Annotated in this window: 15 protein-coding genes; 2 read left to right on the plus strand and 13 right to left on the minus strand. The window is 44.9% G+C overall.

Annotation, left to right across the window (positions count from 1 at the left end; genetic code table 11):
* Positions 1-26: 26 nt before the first annotated feature.
* From C1X04_RS13010 to C1X04_RS13060, 11 genes are all read right to left on the minus strand, one after another.
* Positions 27-329: a S24/S26 family peptidase gene (locus C1X04_RS13010; RefSeq protein ID WP_137170181.1), complete on the minus strand. Its 303-nt coding sequence runs from the start codon at positions 327-329 to the stop codon at positions 27-29.
* A 110-nt stretch (positions 330-439) separates the two neighbouring features.
* On the minus strand, positions 440-646 hold the full coding sequence (locus C1X04_RS13015) for a hypothetical protein (protein ID WP_137170182.1): 207 nt from the start codon (positions 644-646) through the stop codon (positions 440-442).
* The gene (locus tag C1X04_RS13020) at positions 637-1080 is read right to left on the minus strand and encodes a tetratricopeptide repeat protein (RefSeq protein WP_110573968.1); all 444 of its coding nucleotides are present in this window, start codon (positions 1078-1080) and stop codon (positions 637-639) included. The genes C1X04_RS13015 and C1X04_RS13020 overlap by 10 nt, the downstream gene beginning before the upstream one ends.
* A gap of 192 nt (positions 1081-1272) precedes the next feature.
* Positions 1273-1911 carry a cob(I)yrinic acid a,c-diamide adenosyltransferase gene (gene cobO, locus C1X04_RS13025; RefSeq protein WP_175404945.1) on the minus strand — a complete coding sequence of 213 codons (639 nt, stop codon included), beginning with the start codon at positions 1909-1911 and terminating at the stop codon, positions 1273-1275.
* Between the two features lie 46 nt (positions 1912-1957).
* Positions 1958-2572 carry a trimeric intracellular cation channel family protein gene (locus C1X04_RS13030; protein WP_110573970.1) on the minus strand — a complete coding sequence of 205 codons (615 nt, stop codon included), beginning with the start codon at positions 2570-2572 and terminating at the stop codon, positions 1958-1960.
* A gap of 76 nt (positions 2573-2648) precedes the next feature.
* Positions 2649-3233, minus strand: coding sequence for a histidine phosphatase family protein (locus C1X04_RS13035; protein WP_110574471.1), 585 nt, complete (start codon positions 3231-3233; stop codon positions 2649-2651).
* On the minus strand, positions 3230-4015 hold the full coding sequence (locus tag C1X04_RS13040) for an adenosylcobinamide-GDP ribazoletransferase (protein WP_137170183.1): 786 nt from the start codon (positions 4013-4015) through the stop codon (positions 3230-3232). Before C1X04_RS13040 ends, C1X04_RS13035 begins: the two co-directional genes overlap by 4 nt.
* 35 nt (positions 4016-4050) lie before the next feature.
* Complete coding sequence (gene cobT, locus C1X04_RS13045) at positions 4051-5112, minus strand: nicotinate-nucleotide--dimethylbenzimidazole phosphoribosyltransferase (protein ID WP_137170184.1); 1062 nt, start codon at positions 5110-5112, stop codon at positions 4051-4053.
* A gap of 14 nt (positions 5113-5126) precedes the next feature.
* Positions 5127-5894, minus strand: coding sequence for a 23S rRNA (guanosine(2251)-2'-O)-methyltransferase RlmB (gene rlmB / locus C1X04_RS13050; protein ID WP_110573976.1), 768 nt, complete (start codon positions 5892-5894; stop codon positions 5127-5129).
* 88 nt (positions 5895-5982) lie between these two features.
* Entirely contained in the window at positions 5983-8559 is a 2577-nt protein-coding gene (gene rnr / locus C1X04_RS13055) for a ribonuclease R (protein WP_368073951.1), read from the minus strand.
* A 379-nt stretch (positions 8560-8938) separates the two neighbouring features.
* A complete protein-coding gene (locus C1X04_RS13060) occupies positions 8939-9742 on the minus strand; it encodes a pyruvate, water dikinase regulatory protein (protein ID WP_110573978.1) in 804 nt (267 codons plus the stop codon).
* A 206-nt stretch (positions 9743-9948) separates the two neighbouring features.
* Here C1X04_RS13060 and ppsA point away from each other — a divergent pair, with 206 nt between their 5' ends.
* Positions 9949-12348 (plus strand): phosphoenolpyruvate synthase, encoded by a 2400-nt coding sequence (gene ppsA, locus C1X04_RS13065; RefSeq protein ID WP_137170185.1) that lies wholly within the window; start codon positions 9949-9951, stop codon positions 12346-12348.
* 1541 nt (positions 12349-13889) lie between these two features.
* On the plus strand, positions 13890-14657 hold the full coding sequence (locus C1X04_RS13070; protein ID WP_137170186.1) for a hypothetical protein: 768 nt from the start codon (positions 13890-13892) through the stop codon (positions 14655-14657).
* A 222-nt stretch (positions 14658-14879) separates the two neighbouring features.
* On the opposite strand, the gene C1X04_RS13075 is transcribed toward C1X04_RS13070, so the two are convergent.
* On the minus strand, positions 14880-15170 hold the full coding sequence (locus C1X04_RS13075; RefSeq protein ID WP_137170187.1) for a type II toxin-antitoxin system RelE/ParE family toxin: 291 nt from the start codon (positions 15168-15170) through the stop codon (positions 14880-14882).
* A complete protein-coding gene (locus C1X04_RS13080) occupies positions 15163-15384 on the minus strand; it encodes a hypothetical protein (protein ID WP_137170188.1) in 222 nt (73 codons plus the stop codon). Before C1X04_RS13080 ends, C1X04_RS13075 begins: the two co-directional genes overlap by 8 nt.
* Positions 15385-15403: the final 19 nt, after the last annotated feature.

The following is a 15403-nucleotide window of genomic DNA, read 5'->3' on the forward strand; positions in this document are numbered from 1 at the left end:
CGTTTTACTCACTTTTAGAAAACCGTCTAGATTTCTGTACACTCTTTGTGGGCACAGATACGACTAATGACTTTTCCAATGACCCGCCGAGGTGAGACCCAGCCAATACGTTCCGATTGCAGACTTTTGTTTGTTTCACCACCAAGCCAAAGCTGACCATCGGGGGCGATATGCAAAACCTTTTTAATAATCAAACCATAGAAAGCATGATCAACCACCACAATATGGCCGATAGTCAGCTTACGATGCCATCGGCTGATAAAAACGAAGTCTCCATCTTGTAAATATGGGGCCATGCTATGCCCCTGCACTTTTATTAAGTGAACCATATTCACACCTATAGACTGCTATTCGCTACCTGGCTGCTCGCATAACGCTTTTGCGACCTTAAAAGCCATCACTTTATCTAAGATTTTTATCAGATTATGCATCATGATTGTTACCCTCCAGAGATCACTTTTTTTCGATGACGTGCCCACTGTTTATAAACAAAACCACCAAAGATGATAAAAAGGCCAGTGCCAACCGCGAACAAATGAAAGAGCTCGCTCATCCCCCATTCAGAAACACCTTGGCTTGAACTTGCCTGCAAGTAAGAACTCAGTGCCATGCCCATGATTAATGGCACTTTAGCAACTAATGACATACGTAAGTATTTGGCGTTGTAATCGCACTGGATAACGCCTGCATCAAGTTCTTACTTTGCGCCGAGACATCTTTTTTATAACACTGCGTGAAAAGATCCCATTCAAAGCGAATATGAGTCGCAGTGCGCATGATCAGACTGCGCTGCTCAGTGCTCATATCTGGACGCGATATTACGGTTTGTAAAAAATGAACAGCTCGCTCAAACTGCGTATTTGCCGAAATGAAATCACCGAGAGCTGTGTATGATTCCGCAATATTGAGAAAACTAACAGCCGCCGCCGCTACAGCAGATTCAGCATCCCGAAAAAAATCTTCATCAAACGAACGTTCGGCTTCGGACAGAGCTTGTCGATTCAAATCAACAGCATCAGTAAAAGCATTGTTTGAGTAAGCCTTATTCGCTTGTCTAGTTAAACGCTCCCAGTCCTGCATTGTCTTCTCCACGATTTGTTATGACACACAATTTATTTAATGAGAATCATTATCGTAAAAGAAATCAAATAAATCCAGCAATATTGAGAATTAATCTCATTTAATTTTTAAAAGCCAATACTCAGGGGATGAAATACCACAAAGAAGAAAACAGGAAGGAGGAATAGAAGAAGGTGCAGCTCGCAACGCGAGCTACCATTCAATCCCTATTTGCGCTTTAACCCCATTCGCAAAAGCATGACGCTCGTTAGCAATTTTACTATGAGTATCCACACTATCTAGCAAGACACGTGGCGCCGTACGTCCTGTCATCATTACATTTTGATGAACGGGCCGAGCCGCCAATGCAGCAATCAAATCGTCTTCGTTTAAATAGCCATATTTATACATATAGGTAATTTCATCTAATAAGACAAAATGCACGCTAGGATCAGCAAGCACACGCTTAGCAAGCTCCCATGCCTGTTCTGCTGCTTCTTTCTCTAATTCTGGATTACGTGTTTCCCACGTAAAGCCATGACCCATCACATGAAAATCAACCAAAGGGTGGGAGCCAAAAAACAACTGTTCACCTGTTGCTTTACGGCCTTTAATAAACTGAATAACCGCACTTTTTTGACCGTGGCCTAAAGCACGGGCCATAGTCCCAAAGGCGCTAGAGCTTTTGCCCTTACCATTGCCTGTCAGCAAAATAGTCACGCCACGCTCTTCCGTTGCCGCTGCAATACGTTGATCAACCACGGCCTTCTTCTTTAGCAGGCGCGCCTCATTCTTCTCAGCCAGTTCGTCTTTTTGCTCTAGACTTTTTTTATCTAGGGAAAGATCCGTCATAATTTATCTCTTTCTTATGCTAGTTTTCGTGCTGCTTTGGCCTGCACTACCTTTTCTTGTACAGCAACCAACTCGGGTAATACAAATCTTTATGTATCGCAAACACCCTTAGTATAAAGACTAAAGCCACCGCGTAAATCGAGTTAAACTCATGAGTCGGTACGTTTTTTTCAAGCAGCACCAATAACAGAGCGCCCAAAAACGCAGGCGTTGCATAAAACTCTCTACCCAACACCAAAGGCGGACGATGGCTTAATACATCACGAATAATGCCACCAGCCACGCCCGTAATGATGCCCATAGTAATCGCGATCGTCGGCGAAAAGCCTAAATCTAAAACCTTTTCGGTTGCCACAACAGTAAACAAAGCCAAACCAAAAGAATCAGCATAATGAAAAACTGTCTGCCTATCTTCAATAAATCGGACAGTAAAAAACGCCAAGGCCGATGACAAAAATGCCACCCATAAATAGGACGTATCCTCCACCCAATAAACCGTCTCAACGGATAGAACCGTATCTCTAATCGTGCCGCCCCCTAAGGACGTCACCATGCCAAGAAATACCACGCTAAACAAATCCATGTCTTTTTTTCCGGATGAAATAACGCCGGTTATTGCAAACGCAGCAATACCAAACATACCTAAAAGATATAACAACATTTCTTTATTTACTCAAAAGAGCCTAAGACAGCTAGGTGAATACCTAACCAAAAAATAACAGACACAGATGATTGAGTTATACCCAATCTCCAGCCCCCAAACGCTTCAGCATGACAAACTCACCTTGTACAGACAGTTCTGTCAAACTACTAAAACCAACATCAATTCGGTGACACTGATTCAAAGGCCATTGGCAAAGCATGCTAACAAACACCTTGATAACACCAGAATGAGCAACCACGACACACGTCTCCATCGGTGTGTCTTTCACTGAAAGCCACCATCGCCAAACACGGTCAGCAACCACTTGCAGTGATTCACCGTTATAAGGCGCGGCGTGCACGATATCCTCAGCCCATACATCTATTTCTTGCTTGGGTATGTCATGCCAGCAAAGCCCCTCCCAATCACCAAAATCCAACTCTTTCAAAGCGGCAGTCGCATGAGAGCGCCCATCAGAAATATGCTCTGCCAATTGCGCAGCACGAGTTAATGGGCTGTGAAAACACACATTGGCTTCGCCATCAAATTCAATCGATAAAGCCTGTTTTAATGCCTCAGCCCCCTCTTCCCAACCATCGGCAAGCGGTACATCCATGTCACCATAACAAAATCCTTTGGCAACCTCGGGTCTTGGATGACGAATCAGATAAAGCTTCACGAATAAGAAACCAGCAAACAAACAATAACCAAAATCTCACCCAGCTGCTCGCTTGCTCCTAACGTATCACCATTGAAACCAGCGATTTTTTGGCGCAAATAAGCACGAACCAAAAAAACCAGCGCCAGCGACAAAACAAGGGTAAGAATCAAATACCACAAATTGAAAGCCAATATGCCAACCAACAAACAAGGCGCCAATGCCACACCCCATTCGACAGGGTTTAGCCTAGCGATCATGCTTGAAGCCTTACTCTGCCCAAGACTTACATACGTGAGCGTGTGCATTAATAGCAAAGGTATAAAACGTGCGATGACATGCACCACACACCAACCACTTAACGTATAAATAAAGCCTAAAAACGAATCAGGAATGGCTTGAAGAAGCTCATTGAGCAGTAACCATTTTAACGACAATGAAAACCAAATAGACAAAGCGGCATAACTGCCAATGCGCGAGTCTTTCATGATAGTCAGGCGTTGTTCTTTATCCCAACCACCCACTAAACCATCACAGCTATCCATCAAACCGTCTTCATGAAAACCACCCGTAATGAGTACTGCCGTTAACAACATCAACAGGGCTTGCAATGAAGGCGACCAGTCAAACCATAAGGGCCAAGCACTCAACAAGCCAACCAGCAGCCCCACCCATGGTAAAAAGCACACCGCAGGGGTGTGCTTTACATCATCGCTCCAATCCACTTTTAATGGGATCCGTGTATAAGTAACCAAGCTGCGTTTAAAGCCTTGCCAATAAGGAGCAATAATCACGCCTTTCATAATGTATTATTACCTAATAAAATGTTTAACCAAGACTACTTAGAATCACTTACACCAGCGCTTTCAAAGCTTGCCATTTTTTTCAAAAAGACACAGGCACTCTGAATCAAAGGGTAAGCCAAAATCGCACCAGAGCCCTCACCCAAACGCAGATCCAAAGACAAAATAGGTTCGGCATGCAAATGTTCGAGCAATGTTTTATGGGCCTTTTCATTCGACTGATGAGCAAAAATGGCATATTCACGCACAGCAGGCGCGACTTTCTGAGCAAACAACAAAGCGACAGAACAAATAAAACCATCTACCACAAACGCGGTTTGGCGTTGCGCCGATTGCAACATCGCACCCGCCATGGCGAGAATTTCAAAGCCCCCCACTTGCTGAGCAAGCGTTTGAGCGCTCCATTCCGAGATGATCTGACCTGTTTCGCGTTCTGCGCGCTTTAAAGATAGTTCAATAATTTGCGCCTTGTGAGAAACACCGGCCATATCCAAACCAGTACCTCGCCCAGCACTATCAGCCGCACTCACACCCACTAACGCAGTCATCATGCAAGAGGATACACAAGTATTGCCAATGCCCATTTCACCGAACATCAACAAATTCACACCATCATCGATGGCCATGTTTGCTTCATCAACGCCCGCTAAAATGGCTTGCTCTAACTGCTCTGCAGTCATCGCTGCTTGCTGGCTAAAATCCTTAGACGCAAACGCGACTTTACGATCGCCTAATAGCGGATGGGCTTCTAACTCTGCATTGACACCCACGTCCACAATGCGTAATGGCACATTATGTTGTTCGCAAAACACACTGACCGCAGCACCGCCCATCAGGAAGTTCATGACCATTTGTGGCGTCACTTCTTGCGGGAACAAACTAATCCCTTGCGCCACCACACCATGGTCAGCGGCAAAGATGATCATTTTAGGTTTAGACACATCTGGCGTCAGCGATTGCTGGATTTTACCTAGCTGAAAAGCAATGTTTTCCAACTCACCTAACGCACCTAACGGTTTCGTTTTAGTGTCGATTTTCTGTTGAAGTTCGGCTGAAATATCAGCCGAAGGAGACACAATATTAAATTGCTTAAACAAGGCTCTTTTGCCCCTTAACCTTTGGCCTTAACAGCACGTTGACGCACTGCTTCGTAGAGACAAACACCTGTCGCTACAGACACGTTCAAACTAGAAACCACACCAGCCATAGGCAGTTTCACAAGGTAATCACACTGTTCACGAGTCAAACGACGCATACCGTCGCCTTCTGCTCCCATTACAATCGCCGTCGGAATAGATAAGTCTTGCTCGTAAATAGTTTGTGTCGCTTCACCAGCCGTACCAAAAATCCACACGCCTTGGTCTTGCAACTTTTTCATAGTACGAGCAAGGTTTGTCACCGCGTAAACAGGAATACTTTCTGCTGCACCGCATGCCACTTTGCTAACCGTTGCATTCAGAGGCGCTGAATTGTCTTTTGGCATCACAACCGCATGGGCACCCGCGGCGTCCGCACTACGTAAACATGCGCCTAAATTATGAGGATCAGTCACACCGTCTAAGATAATAATCAAAGGCGTTTCATCCAAACCTGCCACCAAAGTATGCAAGTCTGCTTCACTGCCCGCTTTGTTCATTGTGGTGTAAGCCACCACGCCTTGGTGAACAGCACGCTCTTTGTTTTTGCTGAAAAGCTGATCCAGTTCTTTACGAGGTACCACGCTGTAACGCACTTTGTTTGCTTTACAAAGTTGCACTAGTCGCTGGTTTTTCTTATCGTCGCGGCCTTCTTGAAAACGCACTTCTTTGACGCGTTCTGGCTGTTGAGTCAATGCATTTTCCACGGCATGTATGCCGTATATCCATTCTAAATCTGACATTATCTACTCTATTAATTTGGGGGCCTACGCCCCCCTTTTACTCATCTAGAAAGTTATTCATCTAGAAAACTCAATTCAAAGCTTCTGATCAGTCTTTTGCTTTCGGCTTAGCATTGCTCTTTTTTGGCTTCTTAGGCTTTTTCGGTTTTTTAGCCGCTGCCGTTGGCTTGCCATTAGCCGATACCGTACCGGACTTTTTCTGTCTGATACGTTTGCCCTTAGACACAGGCGAACGACGTTTTTTCTTCGCCTTGCCATCAGACTCTTTGCCATCTTTTGCTGATTTGCCATCTTTAGGCTTATCGCCTTCCGCTTTGGCAGCAGACTTCGGCTTAGATCGACCACCCAGCTCAATTGGTGGCAATTGAGCTAATTGCATTTCAAGCTCAGTTTGTTCTGTACGTTCTACCTTTTTGCGCGCTGGACGAGAACCGCTTTCGTCCAGGCTCAAATCAATCTTACGTTGTTCCAGATTCACATTTGAGACGCGAACTTTCAAGGTATCACCAAGGCGGAAGACACGACCTGTGCGTTCACCAACAATCGCCTGATGTTCCATATCGTGAACAAAATAATCTTGTCCAAGACCAGAAATATGCACCAAACCATCAACAAACAAGCCTTGCAACTCGACGAATAAACCAAACGACGTCACTGCTGTGACAACCCCGTCAAACGGTTCGCCCAAATGTTGTTCCACGTATTGGCATTTCAACCAGGCTTCTACGTCACGAGTGGCTTCATCTGCACGGCGTTCGGTCAAGGAACAAGAATCCCCTAAACCGTCCATATCCGCGTGGTTATAACCATAGATTTTGCGTTCTTTCAGTTCTGGACTGCCAGCGACACGATGCGCCTGACGCACTGCCGGACGGCCTTCACCACGAATCAAATAACGAATCGCGCGATGAACTAACAAATCTGGGTAACGACGAATTGGCGACGTAAAGTGCGTATAGGCTTCGTAATTCAAACCAAAGTGGCCCAAATTATCCGCTTGATACACAGCCTGAGACATAGAACGCAGCATCATGGTTTGAATACTACGAGCGTCTGCTCGGTCTTTAATCGCTTCAGAGAGTGCCGCATAATCCGCAGGCGTCGGTTTATTGCCACCTGTCAGCTCAAGGCCCAGCAAACCTAAATAGGTACGCAAGGTTAACAAACGGTCATCTTTTGGCCCTTCGTGAACACGGAACAAGGCAGGCAAATCCGCTTTAATCAATAGCTCTGCCGCTGCCACGTTGGCACACAACATACATTCTTCGATTAGCTTATGCGCATCATTACGTTCGACAGGAATAATGTGTTCAATCTTAGAATTTTCATCGAACACCATGCGAGTTTCGATGGTATCGAATTCCATCGCACCGCGCTCATCACGAGCCCCTTTCAAGACATGGTATAAACCATTTAAATCATCGATATGAGACACGATAGACGCATAACGGTCACGCAACTCAATACCTTGTTCTTCTGGCTCATCAGCGATCATTTTCGCGACTTTGCTGTAAGTTAGGCGAGCATGGGAGCGAATGATACCTTCATAAAACTTGAAGCCACGCATCTTGCCTTTGCTCGTCAAAGACACTTCTGCCACCATCGCCAAACGATCTACATCTGGGTTAAGTGAACATAAGCCATTTGACAACACTTCCGGCAACATAGGAATAACGCGACCGGGGAAATAAACCGAGTTACCGCGCACAATGGCTTCTTCATCGAGTGCCGTGTCTTTTTTCACATAATGAGAAACATCGGCAATAGCAACAAACAGCTTCCAACCACCCGGTGTTTTTTCACAATATACGGCGTCATCAAAATCACGCGCGTCTTCACCATCAATGGTCACAAACGGCGTATCACGTAAATCAACACGATGCGCTTTGTCTTCTTCAGCAACTTCTGTGCTGAAGTTTTTAATTTGCTTTTCTACCGCAGCCGGCCATTCATGTGGAATTTCGTAGCGATGCATCGCCACTTCAATTTCAACGCCCGGCGCCATGAAGTCGCCAAGAATCTTTTTCACCAAACCCTGAGCTGGTTTGCCGCGCTCAGCGTAAGTCACGATCTCAGCTAATACATATTGACCATGAGCCGGCGTCAAACCAGACTCTGTAGTGATCAAGATATCTTGCGCGATACGTGGGTTCTCTGGTGTAACAAAAGCCGTTCGGCTCTCTTCATAATAGCGGCCAACAAGTTGAGTGTGCTTACGTTCTAGCACCTCAACCACAACACCATCTAAGCGACCTTTAACGCTACGGCCAGACAAACGGGCTTTCACTTTGTCCCCATCCATCACGTTCTGCATTTGACGGGCAGATAGGAAAATGTCGTCATCGCTCTGGCGCAACAAGAAACCATGACCTTCTTTATTGCCTTGGACGTAACCTTCAATCAGGTCACTCTCTAAAATCGGCGAGTACTCGTCATTTTGGTTGCTGGTCATTTGATTGTCTCGGCACATAGCAATGAGACGACGACGGAGGGCTTCAATTTCGTCTTCACCAGTTAGCGAAAACTCTTTACATAACTCTAGATGACCCATGCTTTTATTTTGGGTAGCAAGAAACTCTAGAATGAATTCACGGCTTGGTACGGGGTTATCGTACTTAGACGCTTCTCGCTGCATGTGTGGATCGTTAATTTTTTTATTACTCAATGTATTTTTATCCTTGGTTTTTTTAATAAGATATCCCTTTTATAAAATAGAAATATGAACATCTCACTATTCAGAGCGCTCGGAGTTCGTTTCTCACATCCTTAAAATTAATTATGCGCTCAATTAATCGTCATTATAGAGCATATTCACCAAATACTCTTCCAGTTCGCGTCGCTCTTAACATTATCTTCACAGTCTATCCCAGTGTTTGTTTGTAATTACACAACAAACAAACAAAAATACGGGGATGTTCGGGTCATTTATCCCACTTTGGTAATGCCATTTTGACCTAAGCGAAATATTTTTATGCTATTTTTGTCTGTTTTTCGTGCAAAAACAGTGAATCCATCGAATTATTCGATCACTTAACGCATCATTTTTACTGTCTATGACGCACTAAATTCATCTCAGCCATCACTTTGGTGGAAATTTCTTCCACAGACAGTTTTGTCGAATTCAAAAACGGTATGCGTTCTTGGCGATATAAAGACTCTACTTCATCTACTTCATAGCGGCATTGACGAGACGAGGCATACTTACTCGCCGCCATTCGCCCAGTGCGAATTTCATGTAATCGCTGAGCGTCAATGGTCAAACCAAATAGCTTTTTCTTGTGGTCTTTTAATACTTTAGGCAAACCAGTGGACGAAAAATCGTCTTCGGTAATCGGGTAATTTGCAGCCTTGATACCGTACTGCATCGCCAAGTACAAACTGGTCGGCGTTTTACCTGACCGAGATACGCCTAACAAAATGATATCGGCCTCAGCGAAATTCTTCACAGATGCCCCGTCATCATTGGCTAAAGCATAGTTTATGGCGTCTATTCGACCATCATAAACACCCTCTTTCATACCATGAGCTTTTTGCGCTGTGGGCTGTGCTTTTACTCCCAAAGCTTGCTCTATGGGTGACAATAAATCACCAAACAAGTTGTAACAATGGCAATCGCAGGACTCAATGATATCGCGGATAGACGCATCAGAAATAGTATAAAAAACCAACAAAGCAATGCCGCTATTCAGTTCCAAATTAATCTGCTGCTTCAACCCCTCTGCTTGGTCTTTAGTGGTCAAAAAAGGCACACTTTTTGTCTCTACTGCCACATCAAAAAACGACAACATTGCCGACCCAAACACCTCAGCGGTAATCGCCGTTCCATCAGAGACGAAATACACTTTCATTCAATATTTACCTATTTTGTTGTTATCTAACGACATTCGTTTTTTCGATTGAAATAAAACTACATCGAATAATCGATTTTATTCAAAGCAACTCGCCTACATACAATGAACCCAGATCAAGTGCTTTGACAAGTACCTGACGTACTAGGAAAAACTGGCTAAGAACTATTCCTACCATTAATTTATATAAAAAACTGGAGTCTCTTGTGAGCAAGTTTATTAAGTGGTTTAAAGATCTTCATATGGAAGATGTCGGTGAAGTTGGCGGTAAAAACGCCTCTTTGGGTGAAATGATTTCTAACCTGACAGACCTTGGTATTCAAGTACCAAACGGTTTCGCAACCACTTCCTATGCTTATCAAAGCTTCATCACAGAAAGTGGCCTAGACGAAAAAATCCACCAAGCACTAGACGCATTGGATGTTGACGACGTTCACGCCCTTGCCGAAACGGGCGTGAAAATTCGCCAATGGATTGAAGACGCCTCTTTCTCACCAGAGTTCGACCAAGAAATCGAAGCCGCGTTCGCCGTTCTGTGTGACGACAACGCAGACGACACTTCATTCGCCGTGCGCTCTTCTGCCACCGCAGAAGATTTACCAGACGCGTCTTTCGCAGGTCAGCAAGAAACCTTCTTAAACGTGAAAGGCTTGGCAGACATTAAAGCGTCAATCAAACGCGTATTTGCTTCTCTCTTTAACGACCGCGCCATTTCATACCGCGTTCACCAAGGCTTTGAACACCAAGGCGTGTCTTTGTCCGCAGGCATTCAAAAAATGGTGCGCAGTGATATAGGCGCTTCTGGGGTATTGTTTACCCTAGACACAGAATCAGGCTTTGACGAAGTGGTTTTCATCACCGCGGCATACGGTCTTGGCGAAATGGTGGTGCAAGGCACCGTCAACCCAGACGAATACTATGTTCATAAGCCAACATTAGCTGCCAATCGCCCAGCGGTTGTCCGCAAAAGCCTTGGTAGCAAAGCACAAAAAATGGAATACGCCGAAGCCGGCAGCGATGACGAATTTGTCAAAATCGTCCCAGTGGCTTTAGATGATCAAAACCGTTTTGCACTAACCAACGACGAGATCGAAGACCTTGCTCGCCAAGCTTGCATCATCGAAAAACACTACAAACGCCCTATGGACATCGAGTGGGCAAAAGACGGTGTCGACGGCAAAATCTACATAGTGCAAGCGCGACCAGAAACCGTTCGTAGCCAAGGCAACGCTCAAAGCATGGAACGCTACAACCTGAAGAAAACTTCTCAGGTGATGATCACAGGCCGCGCAATTGGTCACAAAATCGGCACAGGCGCCGTAAAAGTATTGTCTTCTATTACCGAAATGGATCGTATCCAACCGGGCGACGTTCTAGTGACCGACATTACCGATCCAGATTGGGAACCTATCATGAAGCGCGCTTCAGCGATTGTCACCAACCGTGGTGGTCGTACCTGTCACGCGGCGATCATCGCCCGTGAGTTGGGCATTCCAGCGGTCGTTGGTTGTGGCGACGCCACAGACGTATTGCAAGATGGTCAAATCGTCACCGTATCTTGCTCACAAGGTGACATGGGTATGGTCTACCAAGGCGAACTGCCATTCGACATCATTACCTCTGAAGTCGGCAACATGCCAGAACTGCCAGTAAAAATAATGATGAACGTCGGCAACCCAAATCGCGCCTTCGACTTCGCCATGCTACCCAACGCAGGCATTGGCTTGGCTCGCCTAGAATTCATCATCAACCGCATGATCGGCATTCACCCGAAAGCCCTATTGAACTACGCTGAAATGACGCCTGCACTGCAAGAAGAAATCAGCCACCGTATTGCTGGCTACTCAAGCCCAGTGGAATTCTACGTCGACAAATTGGTTGAAGGCGTCGCGACATTGGCGTGCTCTTTCTCCCAAAAACCCGTCATCGTGCGTTTGTCCGACTTTAAATCAAACGAATACCACAACCTTATTGGTGGTCCGTTGTTTGAACCAGACGAAGAAAACCCAATGCTTGGCTTCCGTGGTGCAGCGCGCTACATCGACGACTCCTTCCGTGACTGCTTCGCCCTAGAATGTGAAGCCATTCGCCGCGTTCGTAACGACATGGGCTTAACCAACGTACAAATCATGATTCCATTTGTTCGTACCTTGGAAGAGGCACAACAAGTGACCGAACTGCTTGCAGAACAAGGCTTGGCTCGAGGTGAAAACGGCCTGAAAGTCATCATGATGTGCGAACTACCGTCTAACGCCCTACTGGCTGACGAGTTCCTACAATACTTCGATGGCTTCTCAATCGGCTCCAACGACTTGACTCAGCTAACACTCGGACTTGACCGCGACTCAGGATTGATCGCAGACAAATTCGACGAACGTAACCCAGCGGTTAAAAAACTGCTAAAAATGGCGATCACCGCCTGTCGTGAACAAGGCAAATACGTTGGTATCTGCGGCCAAGGCCCATCTGACCACGCCGACTTCGCCGACTGGCTAGTAGCCCAAGGTATCGAAAGCATGTCTCTTAACCCAGACACCGTCATCGAAACCTGGCTACACCTTGATGAAGTATTGAAAAATACCGAATTAACCAACAAAGCCATTTAAAAAAATCTTCCCGTTACGCCGCAGTAATACCAGACATGGCGTAACGGGAAAACAGTCTGCGTTTGGTGATGTGTTTTTTAACTCATCATCGGATCAGAATGCTGTGTCAAAGCAGCGCGTGACCTTATCGTAGTCACTCCCTAGTTTTATAGCCCCGCTCTGCGGGGCTTTTTTTTAGTCCCTCAAGGGGTCAAACCCCTTTTATCCCCCAAACCGTCATTCCCGCGAAGGCGGGAATCAATCTCTTTTCGTACTTTGGTTCCAATCAATTGCTTTGAGCTAAGAGCTTTATTCCGCCCTGCTAGGCGTGCCCTTTGTTTCCAATCTATTGCTTTGAGCTAAGAGCTTTATTCCGCTCTGCTGAGCGGGTAACTTTTTGCTAGCGCCCAAAAAGTAACCAAAAATTCGCTTGTCGGGCTATCGCCCAAACGTCTGATTCACTTTATTTATTATCAGTTTTAGCAAGACGATTTTTATCGTAAGGCATGGATTGTTTTTACAGGCTTGAGAGAAGATATTTTTAACTGACTCTGAAACGCCATAAAGTCGCGCAACTTCGTCGCGTCGAACTGATTTCATCGGGATTTCAAGCGCGGAAGGTAATGTCTACTGATCACCAAGTCCCTTCCCCTTTTATCTTCAAGGGGAAGGCGGAGGATGGGGTTAATATCTTTTTCGGGCTTCATTATTCCCACTAAGAGCCTCTACGTAGACACGTCATTCCCGCGAAGGCGGGAATCAAGCTCTTATGGTCTAGGATCTCAGATTCAGCCCGACGCGGAATTTATGCTCCATTCAAACGCTTTATATTCCCAATCTTTATTCCGCTCTGCTGAGCGGGTAACTTTTTGCTAGCGCCCAAAAAGTAACCAAAAATTCGCTTGTCGGGCTATCGCCCAAACGTCTGATTCACTTTATTTATTATCAGTTTTAGCAAGACGATTTACATCGTAAGGCATAGATTGTTTTGCAGGCTGGAGAGAAGATACTTTTAACTGACTCTGAAACTCCATAAAGTCGCGCAATCGGGATTGCGTCGAACTGACTTCCTCTGTGATGCAGGTCTTTCGTAGGGCGCGATGAGGGAGGAACGACCGTGATCCGCCGTGGAAAGCGAAGCTTTCATTATTCCCACTAAAAATAAGTCATTTCCGCGAAGGCGGGAATAGATCTCTTATGGGCTAGGATAAGAAACTACCTTTTTGAGCCGAAATTTAAAACGCAATTTATGGGTGCATATACAGTGTATTTTTATGGCTGCCAAATTTTGGCTTGGTTTCCCAGTTTTGAATAGTCGTGTTTTGCGTATTTGCACTGGCAGAAAACAAGAAAGTCCCCTAATATCAATGAATAAGGATCTACAGCACAGAAATAACGCGCTGTGGATAAAGGTGTAAACGCGCGTGCTCGTTTTTCCAGTTTTGAGTTTTTAATGTCCTTATAAAAACTTTATTATTCAGTTGGTTATAGGGAGATTTTGATGATTTTGAAATTATCTAAACTCGCATGTGCATTAACAAAATATTAGGTGCAAGGAAGTTATGAAGCTACGAATTAACTGTATGCAATGCTTTCAAGAGCAAGGGCGTCCATCTTTAGAATTTCAACCTGTTGAAATTCGTGATGACGGCCTATATTCGTCAACATGCAGCAACGGCCACACAACTCTTACAGTAATCCAACAACAGAAGTTTGAGGTGCTGTTCGACTTTGGTGCTATGGCATTAATCGATGGCTACCCAAGGGAAGCCGTCACCAGCATTGCTGCTGCTATTGAGCGATTCTATGAGTTCTATGTGGCCACTATCTGCCTGAAACACGGCATGGAACTAACCGATTTTCAAAAAGCATGGAGGCACGTTGCAAATCAGTCCGAGCGGCAGTTTGGTGCTTACCTTTTCGCATACTTAATAGACCATAATGGTGGCGAACCACCAATAATTGACAATGATAAACCCAATCTCGATGGCGTTTCAAAAAACAATACTAGAACATGGAAGGAATTTCGTAATGCGGTAGTTCACAAAGGCTATATTCCGTCTGTTTCAGAAACTCTTGCTTACGGGAATATAGCTTATCTTCATTTAAATGAGTTAATCGCAGACCTAAAAGACAGAAGCGAAGAGGCAATTCAGAAAGTTACGTTTCATCATATCGCAAGGGCAAATCAAGCGCCGAATGGGAGCGTAGTTTCAACAATGAGCATACCTACACTTGTAAGCCTTGTGCGCGGTGAAGGTCCACCGGAATCATTCGAAAAGGCTCTAGAAAGTGTGGAAGAGTATAGAAAATGGTTGCATCACGTATAGCACCTAACAATCGCGTCAAATGCGACGCTCGTATCTCGCGCGCTTTACGCGGGCGTTATAAATCAAAAGTGAGTCTTGAAGTTATAGGAGCAATTATCCCCAGATAAAAATTAAACATGTTTGTCGAACAATTAGGGTCAGATGAAAATTAGTCCTTTGTTCTAAGCCTAAGAAATATCTGGAACCATTGAAGCGGGCTTAACCATTATGGCTCATAGCCACTCAAACACTATTTTTCACATCACGATAAAAATTTTCATGAGAACCCAATGCCATGAGTTCGAGTGTAAGGGTGCCATCTTCGTAGCTGTAGCCAAGTAATGTAAGTTTTTTCACCATGTTAAATTTGTAAACACGGAGGAAGGATAAATCGCCTTTCTTTTGCTGCCCTAGAAGCGGATCTTCAATCAATTCTCTGATCGCGTTATCCAGATCCGCTTTTTGGTTTTTATGCAGTTTTTTGACCGCTTTTTTAAATGTGGTTGTTTGAAGAACTTGAGTAATGTTAGCCAAAGCTGTATTCCTCAAGTTTTCCGGCTTCTTTTTCCGCTTTGGCAATAATGGCTTGTTTTACGAACTCATAAGGCAAATCAGGGTTATCTTCCATCATTTCACCAATTTTCGCCCAGTGTTCAATTTGCTTAGGTGTTGTACGGTTTAAGGCTTTTGCCATGATAGCCGCTCTATCAACCAGTTCTTGATCAAGTCGAATACTTGCTGTAGACATAATAAAATCTCCTTAGTGT

The sequence above is a fragment of the Marinomonas sp. FW-1 genome (assembly GCF_005222245.1).
Classification (GTDB): Bacteria; Pseudomonadota; Gammaproteobacteria; order Pseudomonadales; family Marinomonadaceae; genus Marinomonas; species Marinomonas alcarazii.